Source organism: Rhodohalobacter sp., from assembly GCF_041686455.1.
Taxonomy (GTDB): domain Bacteria; phylum Bacteroidota; class Rhodothermia; order Balneolales; family Balneolaceae; genus Rhodohalobacter.
Map to the genome: position 1 here is coordinate 1 of NZ_JAWLDW010000019.1, position 16,942 is coordinate 16,942.

General features: G+C 41.6%; 18 protein-coding genes. 12 read left to right on the plus strand and 6 right to left on the minus strand.

The window, feature by feature from the left end; genetic code table 11:
• Positions 1-70: 70 nt before the first annotated feature.
• Together ACESM0_RS04165 and ACESM0_RS04170 are read right to left on the minus strand one after the other, a co-directional pair.
• Positions 71-1,615: a response regulator gene (locus tag ACESM0_RS04165; protein WP_372903941.1), complete on the minus strand. Its 1,545-nt coding sequence runs from the start codon at positions 1,613-1,615 to the stop codon at positions 71-73.
• 115 nt (positions 1,616-1,730) lie between these two features.
• The gene (locus tag ACESM0_RS04170; protein WP_372903943.1) at positions 1,731-2,252 is read right to left on the minus strand and encodes a ComEA family DNA-binding protein; all 522 of its coding nucleotides are present in this window, start codon (positions 2,250-2,252) and stop codon (positions 1,731-1,733) included.
• Positions 2,253-2,359: 107 nt separating this feature from the next.
• Here ACESM0_RS04170 and ACESM0_RS04175 point away from each other — a divergent pair, with 107 nt between their 5' ends.
• Positions 2,360-3,166 carry an alpha/beta fold hydrolase gene (locus ACESM0_RS04175; RefSeq protein ID WP_372903945.1) on the plus strand — a complete coding sequence of 269 codons (807 nt, stop codon included), beginning with the start codon at positions 2,360-2,362 and terminating at the stop codon, positions 3,164-3,166.
• Here the strand turns inward: ACESM0_RS04175 and ACESM0_RS04180 are convergent.
• A complete protein-coding gene (locus ACESM0_RS04180; RefSeq protein WP_372903947.1) occupies positions 3,163-3,333 on the minus strand; it encodes a hypothetical protein in 171 nt (56 codons plus the stop codon). The genes ACESM0_RS04175 and ACESM0_RS04180 overlap by 4 nt on opposite strands.
• Before the next feature lie 211 nt (positions 3,334-3,544).
• Here ACESM0_RS04180 and ACESM0_RS04185 point away from each other — a divergent pair, with 211 nt between their 5' ends.
• The 3 genes from ACESM0_RS04185 (at position 3,545) to ACESM0_RS04195 (ending at position 7,586) form a co-directional block, all read left to right on the plus strand.
• Complete coding sequence (locus ACESM0_RS04185) at positions 3,545-4,282, plus strand: NYN domain-containing protein (protein WP_372903949.1); 738 nt, start codon at positions 3,545-3,547, stop codon at positions 4,280-4,282.
• Between the two features lie 184 nt (positions 4,283-4,466).
• On the plus strand, positions 4,467-6,146 hold the full coding sequence (locus tag ACESM0_RS04190) for an N-acyl-D-amino-acid deacylase family protein (RefSeq protein ID WP_372903951.1): 1,680 nt from the start codon (positions 4,467-4,469) through the stop codon (positions 6,144-6,146).
• Positions 6,147-6,356: 210 nt separating this feature from the next.
• Complete coding sequence (locus tag ACESM0_RS04195) at positions 6,357-7,586, plus strand: sensor histidine kinase (RefSeq protein ID WP_372903953.1); 1,230 nt, start codon at positions 6,357-6,359, stop codon at positions 7,584-7,586.
• A gap of 109 nt (positions 7,587-7,695) precedes the next feature.
• Here the strand turns inward: ACESM0_RS04195 and ACESM0_RS04200 are convergent, their stop codons facing one another.
• Positions 7,696-8,928: a M48 family metallopeptidase gene (locus tag ACESM0_RS04200; RefSeq protein WP_372903955.1), complete on the minus strand. Its 1,233-nt coding sequence runs from the start codon at positions 8,926-8,928 to the stop codon at positions 7,696-7,698.
• 200 nt (positions 8,929-9,128) lie between these two features.
• Between ACESM0_RS04200 and ACESM0_RS04205 the strand changes: the two genes are divergently transcribed.
• Both ACESM0_RS04205 and ACESM0_RS04210 read left to right on the plus strand, forming a co-directional pair.
• Entirely contained in the window at positions 9,129-10,124 is a 996-nt protein-coding gene (locus ACESM0_RS04205; protein WP_372903957.1) for an endonuclease/exonuclease/phosphatase family protein, read from the plus strand.
• Positions 10,125-10,290: 166 nt separating this feature from the next.
• Positions 10,291-10,722, plus strand: coding sequence for a hypothetical protein (locus tag ACESM0_RS04210; RefSeq protein WP_372903959.1), 432 nt, complete (start codon positions 10,291-10,293; stop codon positions 10,720-10,722).
• Between the two features lie 188 nt (positions 10,723-10,910).
• Here ACESM0_RS04210 and ACESM0_RS04215 read toward each other — a convergent pair whose 3' ends face one another.
• Positions 10,911-11,090: a hypothetical protein gene (locus ACESM0_RS04215; protein ID WP_372903961.1), complete on the minus strand. Its 180-nt coding sequence runs from the start codon at positions 11,088-11,090 to the stop codon at positions 10,911-10,913.
• A gap of 144 nt (positions 11,091-11,234) precedes the next feature.
• On the opposite strand from ACESM0_RS04215, the gene ACESM0_RS04220 reads away from it, so the two are divergent.
• The 5 genes from ACESM0_RS04220 (at position 11,235) to ACESM0_RS04240 (ending at position 16,286) form a co-directional block, all read left to right on the plus strand.
• Complete coding sequence (locus tag ACESM0_RS04220; RefSeq protein ID WP_372903963.1) at positions 11,235-12,173, plus strand: ring-cleaving dioxygenase; 939 nt, start codon at positions 11,235-11,237, stop codon at positions 12,171-12,173.
• Between the two features lie 198 nt (positions 12,174-12,371).
• A complete protein-coding gene (locus ACESM0_RS04225) occupies positions 12,372-13,046 on the plus strand; it encodes an alpha/beta hydrolase (RefSeq protein ID WP_372903965.1) in 675 nt (224 codons plus the stop codon).
• A gap of 55 nt (positions 13,047-13,101) precedes the next feature.
• The gene (locus ACESM0_RS04230; RefSeq protein ID WP_372903967.1) at positions 13,102-14,685 is read left to right on the plus strand and encodes a cation:proton antiporter; all 1,584 of its coding nucleotides are present in this window, start codon (positions 13,102-13,104) and stop codon (positions 14,683-14,685) included.
• Positions 14,675-15,328, plus strand: coding sequence for a DsbA family protein (locus ACESM0_RS04235; protein ID WP_372903969.1), 654 nt, complete (start codon positions 14,675-14,677; stop codon positions 15,326-15,328). Before ACESM0_RS04230 ends, ACESM0_RS04235 begins: the two co-directional genes overlap by 11 nt.
• A gap of 58 nt (positions 15,329-15,386) precedes the next feature.
• Positions 15,387-16,286 (plus strand): diacylglycerol/lipid kinase family protein, encoded by a 900-nt coding sequence (locus ACESM0_RS04240; protein ID WP_372903971.1) that lies wholly within the window; start codon positions 15,387-15,389, stop codon positions 16,284-16,286.
• Here ACESM0_RS04240 and ACESM0_RS04245 read toward each other — a convergent pair.
• Positions 16,280-16,474: a hypothetical protein gene (locus tag ACESM0_RS04245; RefSeq protein WP_372903973.1), complete on the minus strand. Its 195-nt coding sequence runs from the start codon at positions 16,472-16,474 to the stop codon at positions 16,280-16,282. The two genes, ACESM0_RS04240 and ACESM0_RS04245, sit on opposite strands and share 7 nt — an antisense overlap.
• Positions 16,475-16,619: 145 nt before the next feature.
• Here ACESM0_RS04245 and ACESM0_RS04250 point away from each other — a divergent pair.
• Positions 16,620-16,942: aldo/keto reductase (locus ACESM0_RS04250; protein WP_372903975.1), on the plus strand; the 323-nt coding region annotated here is incomplete at its 3' end.

Below are 16,942 nucleotides of genomic sequence, written 5' to 3' on the forward strand. Positions count from 1 at the left end.
TTGCATGGCATACTCCTTGGCAATCCGGAAAGTCTCCTCTTCACTGCGGCTGATTTTCTTTTCCATTAGTCTACTTTTTCGACTTCAAAATGGAAACGGGCAAAATCATCTCCTCCATCGAAGCTCCGCCATGCTGAAATGTATCCTTGTACCGATTTTGAAATTTGTTGTAGTTATTTGGATAGACAAAGAAATAATCCTCTTTAGCTATGATAAAACTGTTTGCCGGGGGATCCACAGGCAGCATATACTCTTCCGGTTTGTCTATATAGATTGCTGCACTCTCTTCGGCCCTGAGATTGCGGCCATATTTATATCGCAAATTGGTTGCCGCGTCTTTGTCACCAAAAACTTTCGTATCCCGCAAAGCGCGAACCGAACCGTGATCACTTGTAACAACTACAGTTACATTCTCATCCGCCAGTTCTTTAAAAATCCTCAAAAGTGATGAATGCTGAAACCAGGTTTCTGTCAAAGATCGAAATGCGGGTACATCAGGTGCAATCTGTTTCAGCACTTCCGAGTCTGACCGGCTGTGGACCAACGTATCCACAAAATTATAAACAATGGCTGTCAGCTGAGATTGTGTGTAATTTGATATTTTTGATGCAATTCGGTTTCCATCCTCAGGGTCGATAATTTTTTCATACTTAACCTGATCTGAAAAGTGATTTCTCTGCAGATATTTTTTCAGTAACTCCTCTTCATGACGATTCAGAGAGGTTTCATCCTGCCCCATTTCCCATAGTTGCGGATATCTGCGTTTAATTTCCTGCGGATACATCCCGGAAAATATTGCGTTTCTGGAGTAGGGTGTGGCCGTGGGAAGAATGGAATAGTAGTAGTCGGTATCGATCGTATAATATTCAGACAGGATCTGTTGAAACAATAGCCACTGGTCGTAACGCATGCAATCAATCAGTACAAAAACCACCTTTTCGTCATCTCTCAATCGAGGAAAAACCTTCTCTTCCAGTAAAAACGGGCTCAGCAGCGGAGCATCATCATTCCCCTTCAGCCAGCTTCTGTATTCCATTTTGATAAAGCGTCCAAATGCCTGGTTCGCTTGTTGAAACTGATCCTGCAGTACCTGCTGAAGTCCTTCATCGCTCGACTCCAGATTCATTTCCCAATGTGTGAGCGTCTTGTAAATTTCAATCCAACCCTTCCAATCGGTGTCATCACTAAACCGAGCAGACAATTCATTGAAATTTTTAAGATAAGATTGTGCCGCCTTCTCATTCTGAATTCTCTGTTTATCCAAAATTCGTTTTACAGTAAGAAGAATTTGATTCGGATTAACCGGCTTGATCAAATAGTCAGAAATTTTACTCCCGATCGCATCCTCCATAATCGACTCTTCCTCACTTTTCGTAATCATAACAACCGGCAAAGAGGGTTGGATATTTTGGATCTGATCCAAGGTAGCAAGTCCATCCATTCCGGGCATCTGTTCGTCCAGGAAAACAATATCAAAGGGTCTACTCTTAATCAGGGATACTGCATCCTCGCCGTTCGTAACGGGAGTAATGTCAAACCCTTTGTCTTCTAGAAAAATAATGTGAGCTTTAAGCTGATCGATCTCGTCGTCAGCCCATAAAATTCGATTTGCCATAAATATGTTTTAAAAGTTTCCCTGAAAATAGGGAAAGCACACGGGTATAGAAAAGCATATTGGAAACTGTGAAGAAAATTAAACTGATTTTTCAGCTTTTAACTAAATCATCAGCTTATAATGTTATAAGAGGCTGAATTGCTTCCAGTCTCTTTTCACCTATTCCTTTTATCTCTAATAGTTGTTCTTTTGAAACAAAAAGGCCGTTTTTAAGTCGCCACTCCACAATCCGCTTAGAATAAGCCGGTCCGATTCCGGGCAATTCCTGCAGCTTTTCCGCCGATGCTGTATTTATGTTTATCAACGAATCAGAAACAGCCATCGTACTCTCCTTTGTTGAATCGGCTGGTATGGTATCTATTTGTACGTGAATCAAGGAAGTTTCTGATATCTTTACATCGTCTACAGGCCGATATCGTTCTAATATCATTTCTCTTTCTGAAGCAAGTTGCGCACTTTTTGCTGCAAAAATAGAATCCGATACCGAGTAATCAAACTCAGGTTCTGGAAAAATCAAATCAGTAAAGCTATATGCAAAAGTCATTAGAACAGTTAACACCATTAACAGTGAAATTGCTATTCTTTCACTGCGTTTAATCTGAAGCCGTTCAAAAAAATAAAAGAGTTTCCGTTTCATTATTCTCTTGTTTTGATAAGGTTGACAAAGGGTTTTTCAATCCATTCCCTTACCTTTATGAAACAAAAAATCGAAAAGCCTTACAGTTTATCATCTATTTGTGATCTATGGATCAGCAAACATTTACTTTTGAGGGAAACAGTGCCGCCTGGTATAAAACAGGAACAGGAAAACCAATTCTAATTCTTCATGGCTGGGGAAGCAGTTCTGCAGTAATGACTCCACTGGCTAAAAAATTGAGCGATATTCGAACTTGTTACCTGGTAGATTTTCCGGGATTTGGAAATTCACCTGAACCTGCTGAAGCCTGGGATGTCGACAAATATGCCGATTTTACAGAAGCATTTATCCATACTGTAATCCAAAAAGATTCGATTGATATTTTAGTTCACTCTTACGGAAACAGAGTGCTTTTAAAACTGCTGAATCGCAGTATCCGGGATATATTTGACAAAATAATAATTACCGGAGGAGCCGGGCTCAAACCAAAACGGTCAGCCAGATACTACATTAGAAAATACACGGCTAAAGTGCTTAAAGCGCCGTTCACTATATTGCCCGGTAAACTGCGCGAAAAAGGGTTAGAAAGCCTCAGGTCAACAAATCTGTGGAAGTCTCTGGGGTCGTCAGATTACAAACAACTCTCCGGCGTGATGAGAGAAACATTTGTAAAATCTGTAACTGAATTCCTGGATGATTTGCTTCCCAAAATAGAGCATGAAGCGCTACTCATTTGGGGTAGAGCTGATACAGCTACTCCATTATATCAGGCCTTTAAAATGGAAAAAGAGTTAAAGAATGGCGTCCTGGTTCAAATTGAAAATGCGGGACACTATGCCTTTCTCGATCAGCCTGAGCAATTTATTTCAATCTGTCGGGCATATCTTGAACCAGAGAACCAACAATCAATTTAGAGAGCTAATTTATACGATGTGCAGGGACCTTCCTCTTTGCCATTTTTCTCACACTCTTCGCGAGTTTCAAAACCTTTTTTAGAGAATTCAACAATATCACCATTTTTTTTGACTTGTCTCCATCTCCATTCGCCTTTTAAATCTTCGTAAATTTCACACTTTGGCATATGTATCGAATTAGGTTTGTGGTTTGTTTTTAAACGTTTTTTTGCATTCAATATTGCAAAACATAAGTGTATATAATACCGTAAGTGATTAGCAGTCACAAATTAATCTCAATAATATCTATACATCAACACAGTTAATTCGGTTGATCATTTTCATTCGAGTTATTGCAAACGTACATTTCATCAAACACAAATTTTCAAATACTTTACCATGGAATCGGAATCAACCCGAAAACTTGCTGTTCTAATTGATGCTGATAATGCTCAGCCTTCTGTTATTGAGAACCTTCTTGCAGAAATTGCCAAATATGGCATTGCAAACGTAAAACGTATTTATGGTGACTGGACCTCTCCTCAGCTAAAAGGATGGAAAGAAGTACTGTTGAATTTCTCCATTCAGCCCATTCAGCAGTTTGGGTATACAAAGGGGAAAAATGCGACAGACAGCGCACTGATCATCGATGCTATGGACCTTCTTTACAGTGAAGAGTTTGATGGTTTTTGTCTTGTTTCGAGCGATAGTGATTTCACCAAACTGGCAGCCAGAATACGAGAATCGGGCCTGTCCGTGTATGGGTTTGGCGAGAAAAAAACTCCCGAGCCATTTGTTGCGGCATGTGATAAATTTATTTTTACAGAAGTACTTCGTGATGATGAAGAAGAGACCGGCTCAAGTAAAAAAATGTCTGCCCGGGAACTTAAACAAGACACGAAACTTGTGAGTCTGTTCCGCAGTGCTATTAAAGCCTCGTCCGATGACAGTGGATGGGCCCATCTTGCACCGGTAGGCAGCCATATTGCAAAACAGTCTCCCGAATTTGACCCCCGAAATTACGGCTATCCAAAACTTGGAGAACTCATCAAAGCCATGAAGCTTTTTGAGGTAGAAGAGCGTCCGGTAGGTCAAGGTCAGTCTAAAGCGATTTTTGTAAAAGATAAGAGACGTTAGGCCTGTCAGATAAAAATTAAAACAGCTGTAAAGGATGGTTGCTTAAAATACATTCTACAGATTGTTATCGATTAGCCGATAGCTACTTTTTTTGTGTAAGTACATTCTATATAATTTTTTACACTTTTAATACTTCCTCATTCTTACTTTGGGTTGAACTGTATAATTAAAGAGCTCAGCCAGCATGCTCAAGCATATTCTATTCTTTTTATCGACCGCACTACTTTTTATAGCCTGTACGGCAGATCAGTATGACGTAGTTATTACCAATGGAATCGTTTACGACGGTTCCGGAGACTTTCCGGAAGATGCTGATATTGGAATTCGTGGAGATAAAATTGTTAAAATCGGTACAATTCATAACACCTCTGGTGCAAAAAAAGTAATTAATGCGGGCGGTAAAGCAGTCACACCAGGATTCATTAATATGCTGAGCTGGGGAGCCGGTTCATTATTAAACGATGGGCGGTCCATGAGCGGTATAAAACAAGGTGTAACCCTTGAGCTTTTTGGTGAAGGCAGTTCAGTCGGTCCGTTAAGTGAAGCAATGCAGCGACAGCGATGGGGAGAAAACCAGGACGACTACCTTTGGAAAACTCTTGGAGAAGGACTTCTGTATCTCGAAAATAATGGAGTTTCTACAAACGTGGGATCCTTTGTTGGAGCCACAACCTTGCGGATTCATCAGATCGGCTATAATGACCGCGAGCCAACCGCAGAGGAGATGGAATCGATGAAACAGTTAACGGATGAAGCGATGAATGAAGGCGCAATGGGGCTGGGTACATCACTCATTTACGCTCCCGCTTTTTATGCTGATACTGATGAGCTTATAGAGCTGGCCGGTGTTGTTGGAGAATATGATGGGATGTATATCTCTCATATGAGAAGTGAGGGAAACCGTTTGGTTGAATCTGTTGAAGAGCTGATTGAAATAGGCCGTGAAGCCGATGTTCACGCAGAAATACACCACCTAAAAGCAGCCGGAAGGCAAAATTGGGACAAATTGGATGAGGTAATTGAACGCGTTGAGCAGGCGCGCAACAGCGGACAGCCTGTTACTGCAAATATGTATACCTATGATGCCGCAGCCACAAGCCTTGCTGCCATCTTTCCACCGTGGACTCAGGACGGAGGGCACTCTGCCTGGATTGAACGGCTCAAAGATCCCGATACCAGAGAGCAGATAATTGAAGAGATCAAAACCCCCACGGATGAATGGGAGAATTTTTACCAGATGGCCGGTGGCGGTGATGGAATTATTTTAGTGGGCTTGCGAAGCGATGGGTTGCAAAAGTATGTAGGAATGACCCTGAGTGAAGTTGCCGCCGAACGCGGTGATGAGGATGAAGTTCGTACGGCTGTAGACCTTACCATTGAGGATAATAACCGGATTGGAGCAATCTATTATCTGATGAGTGAGGAGAATGTTCAGCGCCAAATACAGTTACCATGGATGAGTTTCGGCTCCGATGGTGGGACATTTGCCGCTGAGGGTGATGTTTTAAACAGACAGATGCATCCAAGAGCATGGGGAAATTTTGCCCGACTGCTTGGTAAGTATGTTCGTGAGGAGAAATTGATTTCACTCGAAGACGCTATTTACAGACTTACAGGTTTCCCGGCAACCAACCTGAAGCTGAATGATCGCGGATTTCTCAAAGAGGGATATCATGCCGACATCGTTATTTTTGATCCTGAAACAATTGAAGATCACGCAACTTTCGAAAACCCTCATCAGTATGCTACAGGTGTAGAACACGTTTTTGTCAATGGCATACAAGTGTTGAATAATGCAGAACATACCGGTGAATTTCCCGGGCGTTTTGTAAGGGGGCCGGGTTATAACATATCACAAAACTGATCTTTTCATACTACTTCAAAGGTATTAACCTTAACTATTCCAAAAAGGACAGCGGTATCTTTTTTTGCCATTTGAAATCCCTCTGATTAGTTTCTCTGTGAATTTATTTGCTGTATATACAAATCATCATGCAGCATTTTACAGCCTACACTGCCGATATGTATGCTAGAACTTTTGGAAAAATATAAACTTAGAGTCCGTCAAAACTGTATGGGTGACTTCACCCGGATGGACGGTCTGCAATATTGGCGAAACAGACTTTTTGCAAGCATTGTCGTATACCTGTTTCCTCTTGGAATTCTCATTCTGATTCCCTCAGCATTTGTTGTCTATTCTTTAAGCCTTCCTGCTCTCACTACATCATATTTCCTGTTCGGCGTAGCCATAAGCCTGATTTCTCTATATGGTGGCTTTGAACTCAATCAGAGAAAATATCTCTTTCTTACGCTCATCTATACCGTAGCGACAGTTTTGATTTTTTTCATGGGCGAACATGGCGCCGGATTGACCTATTTATTTGGTGCCACTATTTTTGCACTCCTTATCCTCCCGATAAAAGCAGGAGTTCTGACAATTTACATTAATGTAGCAGTTTGTTTGATTCACGCAGGCTTGATCCATTATCAAATGGTTGACTACCCCCTTCGTGAGAGCTACGAGGTTGCATCCTGGCTTGCCATTTCGGCGAATTCTATTTTATTAAGCATTGTATCTGTGATATTTCTACCAATGCTCTTCAGGGGCTTACAGGAGACGATTGAATCTCAACAAAATCTAAAACATAATCTTATTCAGCATCAGCATGAACTCGAAGAGTCGCTGGAAGAGAAAGAAACACTATTAGCTGAAATTCATCATAGGGTAAAAAACAATCTGGCCGTTATTTCAGGAATGCTGCATATACAGTCATTCAAGGAATCTGACAAAGAGATTCAGGAAAAGCTTCTAAATAGCACTCTGCGAGTTAAGTCGATGGCCAATATTCACGAACAGCTTTATCAGTCAAAGAACTTTTCAAGGATGGAATTTGACCAAGGATTGAAAAAACTGGTTGAAACCATCCTTGATACGATGAATCATTCAAAAGAGATCAACTTGAACTATGATCTCGATCCGGTTCAGTTAACAATTAGTCAAGCGGTTCCCTGTTCTCTGATAGTTAATGAAGTGATCACGAATTGCCTTAAACACGGGTTTCCCAACCGGGAATCCGGTATGATCGATATTGATTTACAAAAAAAGGACTCTGAAATATTCATGGCCATTTCGGATGATGGAGTTGGTATATCTGAAGCAGACTTCAGAAAAGAAAATGAGTCTATCGGCATCGAACTGATTCAAACACTTACAAAGCAAATTAACGGGACCTATACTTACAAGCCTCGACATGACAAAAAAGGGACAGAGTTTACAATTCAGTTTTCTTTAAACGATAACTAGTAGAGAGCTTTTTTAAATAACTTTCCGAATTGCAAGAGGATTTATATCGATATCACCGAAATTAAGATATCCGTTATATCCTGTGTTTTCGAATACTACTCTACAGCGGTCATATCTTGCGCATCGCCTCTACCCTTTGCAGTACCGGGGGATGCGAATAGTTCAGGAATACATAGAATGGATGCGGGGTCAGGTTGCTTAGATTGTCTTTTGATAACTTTTTCAAGGCATCTATCATCGCTTCCTTATTATCGGTCGTAGTTGCTGCAAAATAATCTGCTTGATATTCATGTTTTCGGCTCAATACCTGCATGCCAATTCCCAGAACAGTTTCAATTGGCGAATAGAGTAAACCGAAGAATAGAAGCCCCGCATAAACGCTCATTTGATCCATAAAGAAGGCATCAAAAAGTGCCGGCACCTGCAGGAATATGGACAGCAGCGCAAACATAATTCCGGTTTGCAACACCGATATCCCCATATTTTTGATGATGTGTTTCTTCTTATAGTGCCCAATCTCATGAGCCAGCACCGCCACCAGCTCTTCAGTTGTATGTTTTTCAATGAGCGTATCAAACAGTGCGATACGTTTGTTCTTTCCAAATCCGGTAAAGAAAGCATTAGATTTTGAGGATCGTTTCGATCCATCCATCACATAAACTCCCTGAAGCGGAAAGTTCACGCTTTCGGCATATTCTTCAATAGCCTGACGAAGCTCTCCCTCTTCAAGCGGTTCAAACTTGTTGAACAGCGGCATAATCCATGTTGGAGCAACATACTGCATAATCAGTGAGAAGCCCGTTACCGCAAGCCAGGCGTAGACCCACGCCCATGGACCTCCATATTCAAAAAAGGCGATAATTCCGGCCAGCAGCGGTGCCCCAATCAAAACAGAAATCAATAATCCTTTCAGTCGATCCATCACAAATGTGCCCGGTGTGGTTTTGTTGAATCCAAAACGCTCCTCAATTACAAATGTAGAGTAGATCCCAAACGGCATTGATATGATCATTTTACCCAAAACCAATGCCCCAATAAATATCAGCCCTGTTCCGATTACTCCAAGTTCAAATCCTCTCGCCCACTGATCGAGCCAGTTAAACCCGCCGGCAAACCAGAATCCAAGCAGAATTAAAACATCGACGGTGCCGGTCAGAAATCCGAATTTTGTTCGCACTTTGGTATACTCCTGTGATTTCTCGTAGGTCTCTTTGTCATACACGTCTTCAAACTCATCAGGCAGTGATTTATCAAGAGCTTTCAGGTTGAGAAGGTTTGAAGTAATTCCCAGCACATAATCGACCAGAATAGCTGCCAGGATAATAATGGTAAAAATGTTCATAGATGAAATAAATGCTTCCGGTTAACGAATCAAAAAGATACGGTTTATTCATTACACTTCATGAACCTCCGAAATTTAACAATGGGCGTTTTCAAAATATTTACTTGATTAAGTATGCCAATTGATTCGTTTATCTCTATTTTATAAATGCTTTACCAATTAAGCACTGCTAACTTTTCCAAAACTCTCACATTCATTTTATGATTCGCTTTCGATTTGCAGTTCTGACGATTTTTGTCCTGATTCTGAGTTCCTGCTCTGCTTCTGATCATCTCTCACAAACGGCTCCGGAAATTACACAATGGGAATCTGTTGCCACACCCACATGGTATGATGCTGAAGCTCACGACACCATTTCAGTTGTAACATGGAATATTGAACATTTTGTGGATGAATTTGACAGTCCATATATCGACAACGACCGGGAGAATAATCCGCCGGAAGATATGGATGAACGCCGGGAACTGTTTGCAGAGGCCATTAAAAAAATGGATGCCGATATCATTGTTTTACAAGAAGTGGAAAGCGCGGCATATATGCAGGTTTTTGCTGAACAACATTTCCCGGACCTCAACTACCGCTATTTTTCGAGCCGTGAAAGCAACGATTGGTACATGAATGTTGTGGTGATGAGCCGTATCCCTCTCGGAATGCTTTATAGCTATGCCAATCCGGACTCATACATTGTCGATATCATGGACGATGACGGGCGAGTTCAGCGACAGAACTTCACAAATAACCGAATGCTTTCTGTGGATGTGCTGGTAAACCCGGAGTACAGCTTTCTGCTTACAGGCCTGCACTTAAAAGCAGGACGAGGAGAACGAAATGAAAACTGGCGAATTGGTCAGATTGATCTGCTTAGAGATCATTTTGAATATCTGAAATCCGTTCATCCCGACATGCGATTTTTAATTGCCGGAGACCTGAATATTTTACCCGGCGACCGCGAATTCCTTCATCTTTTAGGAGATGATGACTCCCCTATATTTATTGATCCGCTTTCAAGTGTCGACTCTTTCACTCACACCTCCGATAATCCTGTCCGTCAACTGGACCATTTGCTGCCTAACCAAAAAATGATGGAAGATCTCGTTCAGGGTTCTGCCGAAGTGTTGTTTCCTTTTGATCCCGATACCATGCGAATAATCAGCGACCACCTTCCGGTTATTGCCCGCTTTGTTACGACTGATTGATACACTCAATCTCGGCACCACATTCATTTTATTATTTATTGGGATCTTTTAATTCAAAATTTCATCCGTTTTATCTATTCTTTTTCAATTAGGTATTCAGATACGGCTATCTGAATTCGTGTTTTTTCACTCTAATTTGCTAACTAACAACTATACCCTATCGATAATGAAAAATCTATACTTTCTTATACTCATATATAGTTTATCCATTTACACAAATACAGCCACTGCCCAAGATCCTACAGTCAATTTCGGGTACATTCCGGATACTGAGTATTATTCCGGCGGAATTGCATTTAATGGCTATGAAGTTGACTTAATGATTTCTGACGAAGAAGATGTAGAAGGTTATGCTATTCGAGCCGGTTACATGGCTACACTTTTGAGCAGACGCACAAGTAATTTATATGTTGGACCAAGGATAGGTTATAAGTATGAAAATGTTTTTGGTGAGTCAAACAGTACGGAAGGTTTGTTTTACGAAGCTGCTGCAGGGTTTCATCTCTCAAATTTTAATTTCAGTTTGGGTTATGGTTATGATCAAATAGCCGAAACTGAATATGTATCATTAAAATTTGGTATACCTTTACCTGGCTGATTTACTTATCAAAACATATAATTATAGCGGATTTTATAATTGGGATCATCTTTTCGGATACATTAAAAATCCGCCATATTCATCTCCGTTTTCTGTTATTCTGATAAACTATTACAGTATTAGACTACCACCTTTTTAGCCGCCTCATAACCCTCTTCAATCAATTTCTCTGTCTGGCTGGTATCCGCTTAATTAAAAGCGTTCAGTTTTGGCTGTATCATAAATATTTTATCGTCATTGATTTGCTGTTTCATCATGTTTTTCAGTCCGATGTCAAACGTATTCACCAATACATCCACAATATCGTTCGGACGCTTATTTTCGCGATTGGTTGTCAAATCCACGGCAATAATATCTTTGGCCTCCATCGCACGCAATGCACTAACGCCCTTTGCTACCCGAAGGTCGTCGAATTTTGAGCCCTCAATACCTCAAACAATTTAGTTTAATGTTGAACTAAATTTCACTATCTTATGTTTGAATAATCAAAAAAAGAAAAACAGAAACCCACGATGACTCAACCAATCAAAGGCCTTCATCATATTACAGCGGTATCCGGCCCGCCGCAAGAAAATTTCAACTTCTACAGAAATAAGTTAGGGCTTCGGTTTATCAAAAAAACCATCAATTTTGATGACCCATTTACCTATCACCTCTATTATGGAAATCACAATGCCGAACCCGGAAGTGCCATTACGTTTTTCCCCTGGCAGCACGTCGTTGATGGTAAGCCAAATAAGGGTGAAGCTACCGCTGTGCAGTATGCCGTTCCGGGCAACTCACTGGACTACTGGTTAGATCGATTCAAAGAACTGAACATCGAAACCGGAGATTTATACAATCATTTCGGTTTTAAGCATCTTCCCTTAGCGGATAACGATGGAATGAACATTGAGCTGGTAGCGGACTCAAAAGTTGATGACAACCAAACCATAGGCTACGGTGGTGTAGAAGACCAGCATGCTATTCGCGGATTTTTTGGCACAACACTTAGCCTGTCCGATATTGGAAGAACCGGTGAACTCCTGGCTGAGATGGGTTGGAAAAACGAAGGCGACCAAAATGAACTGACCCGATACTCGTCTGAACCGGACAGTAATTTGGGACGTTCTGTAGACTTGAAAGCTGAACCCAATTTAAACGGACGGTTCGGCAGAGGGTCTATTCATCACATTGCTTTCCGTGTCCCGGATGACGAGGCACAAGCGGAGTGGAGAGAAAAAATACAGAAAATGGGTTTCCAGATTACTCCCGTAAAAAACCGTGATTATTTCCGATCGATCTACTTCCGTGAACCGGGCGGTGTTCTGTTTGAAATTGCCACCGACATTCCGGGTTTTGATGTAGATGAACCGTTCGATCAGCTTGGAGAAAATCTAAAAATGCCGGCCTGGTATGAGAAACATCGCGATGAAATTGAGGCGCGTCTGCCGGAGTTGAAGACGGATTGAAATAACAGCCACGGAGGAACGGAAATACACGGAACATTACATGTCATTCCGTGTTTCCGTGGCGAAAAAAAGAAATTTTAACACACCCCTGATTGTTCCGCTGAACGCTTCACAATCTGTCCCCTCTCCCCGAGATGTCGGGACGCAACCGCAAGAGGGGATTATCAATTCACAAATTTATAAATCCATAAATCAACTATGTTTAAAGCAAGTTCAGAAAATCCATTTGAAGGACCGCATCAAAAGAGTAAAACCGTGGCCGCCGGAGTTAACCCTGAAAATGCAGACGGAGCCATCATAATGATTCACGGCCGGGGAGCTACTGCGGAGAGTATCATTACCATCGCTAATGAGTTTGATGCTAAAAACCTTCATTTCGTTGCACCTCAGGCTTCAGGCAACACATGGTATCCAAACTCATTCATGGCGCCTTCGGAAAGAAACGAACCCGGAATATCTTCAGGCCTGCAGGCGATCTTTAACATTATCACAAACCTTGAAGAGCAGGGAATTCCAAAAAGAAAAATTATTATTCTTGGATTTTCTCAAGGCGCCTGCCTGGCCACGGAGTTTGTTGCTCGGCACCCGGCCCGATATGGCGGCTTAATCGCATTCAGCGGCGGAATGATTGGAAAGGGCGACACTGTAAATCCTTATAACTACACCGGTTCGCTGGATGGAACTCCATATTTAGTCGGGTGCTCTGATAAAGATGCTCACATTCCGGTGGAACGTGTGGAAGAGAGTGTTCAGATAATGAAAAAATTGGGTGCTTCAATAAATAAAAAGATCTACCCCGATATGGGACACACAATCATCCGGGATGAAATTGAAGAGGCTCAAAAAATAATTGAAGCCATCAAAACCAGCTAACAATTCTTATATTGTGATTCCCAATTTTTTTAAGATCACCAACTGAACTAACTAAATGGATATTATTTGGATAGGTGTAGCATTTCTACTTGGATTTGCCGCATCAAGAGCACATCTCCCTCCGCTTGTAGGTTACCTGGCTGCCGGTTTAACGTTAGCTGCTTTTGGGTATGAGAGTGGAGAGATGCTTAAAGAAATTTCGCATCTTGGAGTTCTTTTCCTTCTGTTTACTGTTGGTCTCCATATTCGTCTGAAGAATATTATTCGTTATGATATTCTTGGAATTGGGATTGCTCATTTAATCATTTCAACCGCCATTTTCACACCCATATCACTCCTCTTTGGTTATGGAGTGGAAGCTGCCATTATTATCTCCATTACTCTTGGTTTTTCCAGTACTGTACTTACTGCCAAAAACCTGGAAAGAAGAAATGAGCTTGGGGCGCTATATGGACGTGCAGCAATCGGTATTCTGATTATACAGGACTTGGTTGCCATAGCAATTATCGCCTATACCGGTGGAGGAATGCCCTCCATATGGGGACTGTCGATTTTAGCCCTTCCTCTTTTTCGTCCTCTATTAATTAATCTGCTGGGCGTTATTCGCGATGATGAAGTCTGGATGCTCTTTGGTTTGGCACTGGCACTTGGAGGTGCTTCTCTTTTTGAATTCTTTAACCTGTCGGGCGAATTAGGTGCACTTGCTGCAGGAATGCTATTGGCCTCCGATGAGCGGGCCGATCAAATAGGAAGGAAGATGTGGGGCGTAAAAGAGACATTTTTGGTCGGCTTTTTCATGGATGTGGGACTTACCGGATTTCCCTCATTCTCCGATTACTACTTCATCATCGTAATACTGCTCATTCTCCCGGTTAAGGCAATTTTGTTCTACTTCTTATTCATGCAGTTTAAATTCCGGGCACGCACCGGCTTTCTGGCTTCTATTTCATTAACAGCTTATAGTGAATTCACCCTGATAGCCGGCGTTGTAGCGAGCCAAAACGGATTTATTCCAGAATCAACCATGGTTATTCTAGGTTTGATTGTTGCCATATCTTACGTTATCAATGCGCCGATAACCATCAATGAGGAGAAAATTTGGAAGAGGTGGCAGGACTTCCTTCTCAAGTTTGAGAGAGAGGGACGGCACCCGGAACATCAAACGGTTTCCCTCGGTTCTGCAGAATTTTTGATTATCGGAATGGGCAATGCCGGAAGAGCTGCTTATGATAAACTAAAAGAGCAGGGTAAACCGGTCGTGGGAATGGATATTGACCCGGATAGAATTGAAAAAAATCTAGAATACGGACGTCGTGTGGTATACGGTGATATTCAGGATACAGATCTCTGGACGAATATCGACCTCAGCAACATCAAATCTGTAATGATTGCGATGGGTAATCAAGATGTTAAAGAAAATGCGACAAAAACATTGCGAAAAGCCGGGTTCAGCGGTCTAATTTACGTGCTCACAATGCGTGAAGAGGAAGCGGAAATCATGCAGAAAGCGGGGGCCAGTGCAGTATCTATCCCCATTAAAGAAGCGGGTGAGCGCCTTGCTGAACTCAGTGCAGAGAGCAGTGAAAAACCAACCCAAATAGATCTGAAGATAAAAAAACCAAACGATGATGAGCAGTAAAATTACCCTGGTATACGTTTATGATCCGCTCTGCGGCTGGTGCTACGGATTTCATCCCGTGATGGAGAAATTGGCTGACCGATTCAAAAATCAACTCAATGTTCGGGTTGTGTCCGGTGGACTGGCGATTGATGAGAATGCTCAGCCAATCTCAGAGGGGTACAGTTACATTAACAGTTCTCTGGAAATAGTTGAAAAGAAAACAGGTATCACATTTGGAGAACCGTTTGTTCAACTTGTGGAAGAAGGCTCCTACTTCTATGACTCACTACCGGGCTGCAAAGCACAAAATGCTGTAAACCGTTTAGCACCAGAGCAGTCATTGAAATTTGCCGGAGCCATGCAGAAAGCTTTTTTCAACAATGGAGAAAATCTTAACAAACTTGACACATATTTATCAATTCTCGAGGATTTCCATGTTGATCCGGCTGAATTTGAAGCCGTATATACGAGTGATGAAATTGAGAAAATCACGCGAGATCAATTTGAGTGGGTTCATCAAAACAAAGCTTCTGCATTTCCTGCACTTCTGCTCAAAATAGGCGCAGACACCGGTTTGATGTCGAAAGGATACCGTCCATATGATACCCTTGAATCCCATCTCCACCATTTGATACGCAACATCGAACGAATGGATATCTAACCCGCAATAATTGAATTTTCCATTTCTATTTTTTCATGAATTGGCTTAGTATCCAACTATGAAAAAAATCCGTTCATCCATCTGTTTTCTGCTAAACCCCGCTGCCGGGAGAAAAGATCCTCAGCTTCTATACCGATCCATTCAGAAAGAAGCAGAAGCGAGATGGGCCACCTTCGAAGTCGTTACTATTCAACCAAGAGACTCGGTAGCAGACCTTGCTAAACGAAAATCCGGTCAATTTGATATTGTTGTTGCTTGTGGCGGAGACGGAACGGTAAACAGCGTTGTAAATGGGCTTGCAGAAACAGATGCTATTCTTGGTGTACTGCCCATCGGCACCGGGAATGATTTTGCCAAAGCCATTCAGGTCAATTTTTCACTGCTTCAATGCTTTGACATTCTTGAATCGAAGAAAGCCATACCACTGGATCTGATTCGTTATTCCGGTGATGCAGAGGGCTGGTGTGCAAATACACTGGGAATAGGCCTCGACGGTTTGGCCAATTACTACTCTAAATCGTATAAGTGGCTAACAGGGCCCATTGTTTATGTAATCGGAGCTATAAGAGCAGCCTGGAACTTTCGCGGTTCTTTTGTCGAGTTAACAGTAGACGACAAGACTATTAAACAGACCATGGTTATGATGACAGCCTGTAACGGAAAATGGGAAGGAGGAAAATTTTATCTGGCTCCTGAAGCTGATTTGAAGGATGGATTAATCAACTTTATCACCATCGGGAAAATATCGTTCCTCAGGATTCTCTTCTACTTGCCCTTCTTCCGATGGGGGCCAAAAAAGTGGATGAAAGAGCTGAAATCAGAGCTTGTTCGTAATATTGAAGTGAAGTCCGCTCAACCGGTTGCGGTTCATGCTGACGGAGAGCATATCGGTTCTGATATTAAATCATTGAATGTCAAAATTGTATCGGGGGTATTAAAAGTGATTACCGGTTACTGAATTTCCAGATACTCTTCATAAACGTAGTTCCACAGACCTGCCAAGTCAGAACCTTTGTTATGTGGATTTTTTGATGATGAGGATTTCATCGCATCAATACAGGCTCGTTCTCGTGCATGATGGATGGCCCTTAATTGATGTTTAGTAGGATTCTCAATCATATCCTCATATTTTTCTTCATCTGCCATGATAGTAGGTATTTTTTTCATTTATGATCTTTAAAATGGGAGAAAATGTAAATAAGTCAAATTTATTCAACACGCTTCATTAACATTAAAAGCAATTATTTAGTTCAATACTAATTAGTAACATAACATTATCACCCACTCACAGATGAAATTAAAGAAACAGAAAATTCATCCACAGGGCCCCTCCATTTCACCAATTACTTCCGGCATGATGCGCCTCCACGACTGGAACCTGTCTCTGTCTGATCGAGTAGAGTTTGTTGAATTCTGCACGGAACAAGGTATTACAAGTTTTGATCATGCGGATATTTATGGCGGCTACCAAAATGAAGCGCTCTTTGGCGAAATCATCAAAGAAAGATCTGACCTTAGAGAAAATATAGAGCTGATTTCAAAATGTGGGATCTGCCTCACCACCGAAAACAGGCCTGAGAATAGAATTAAACACTACAACACTACGGCTGATTA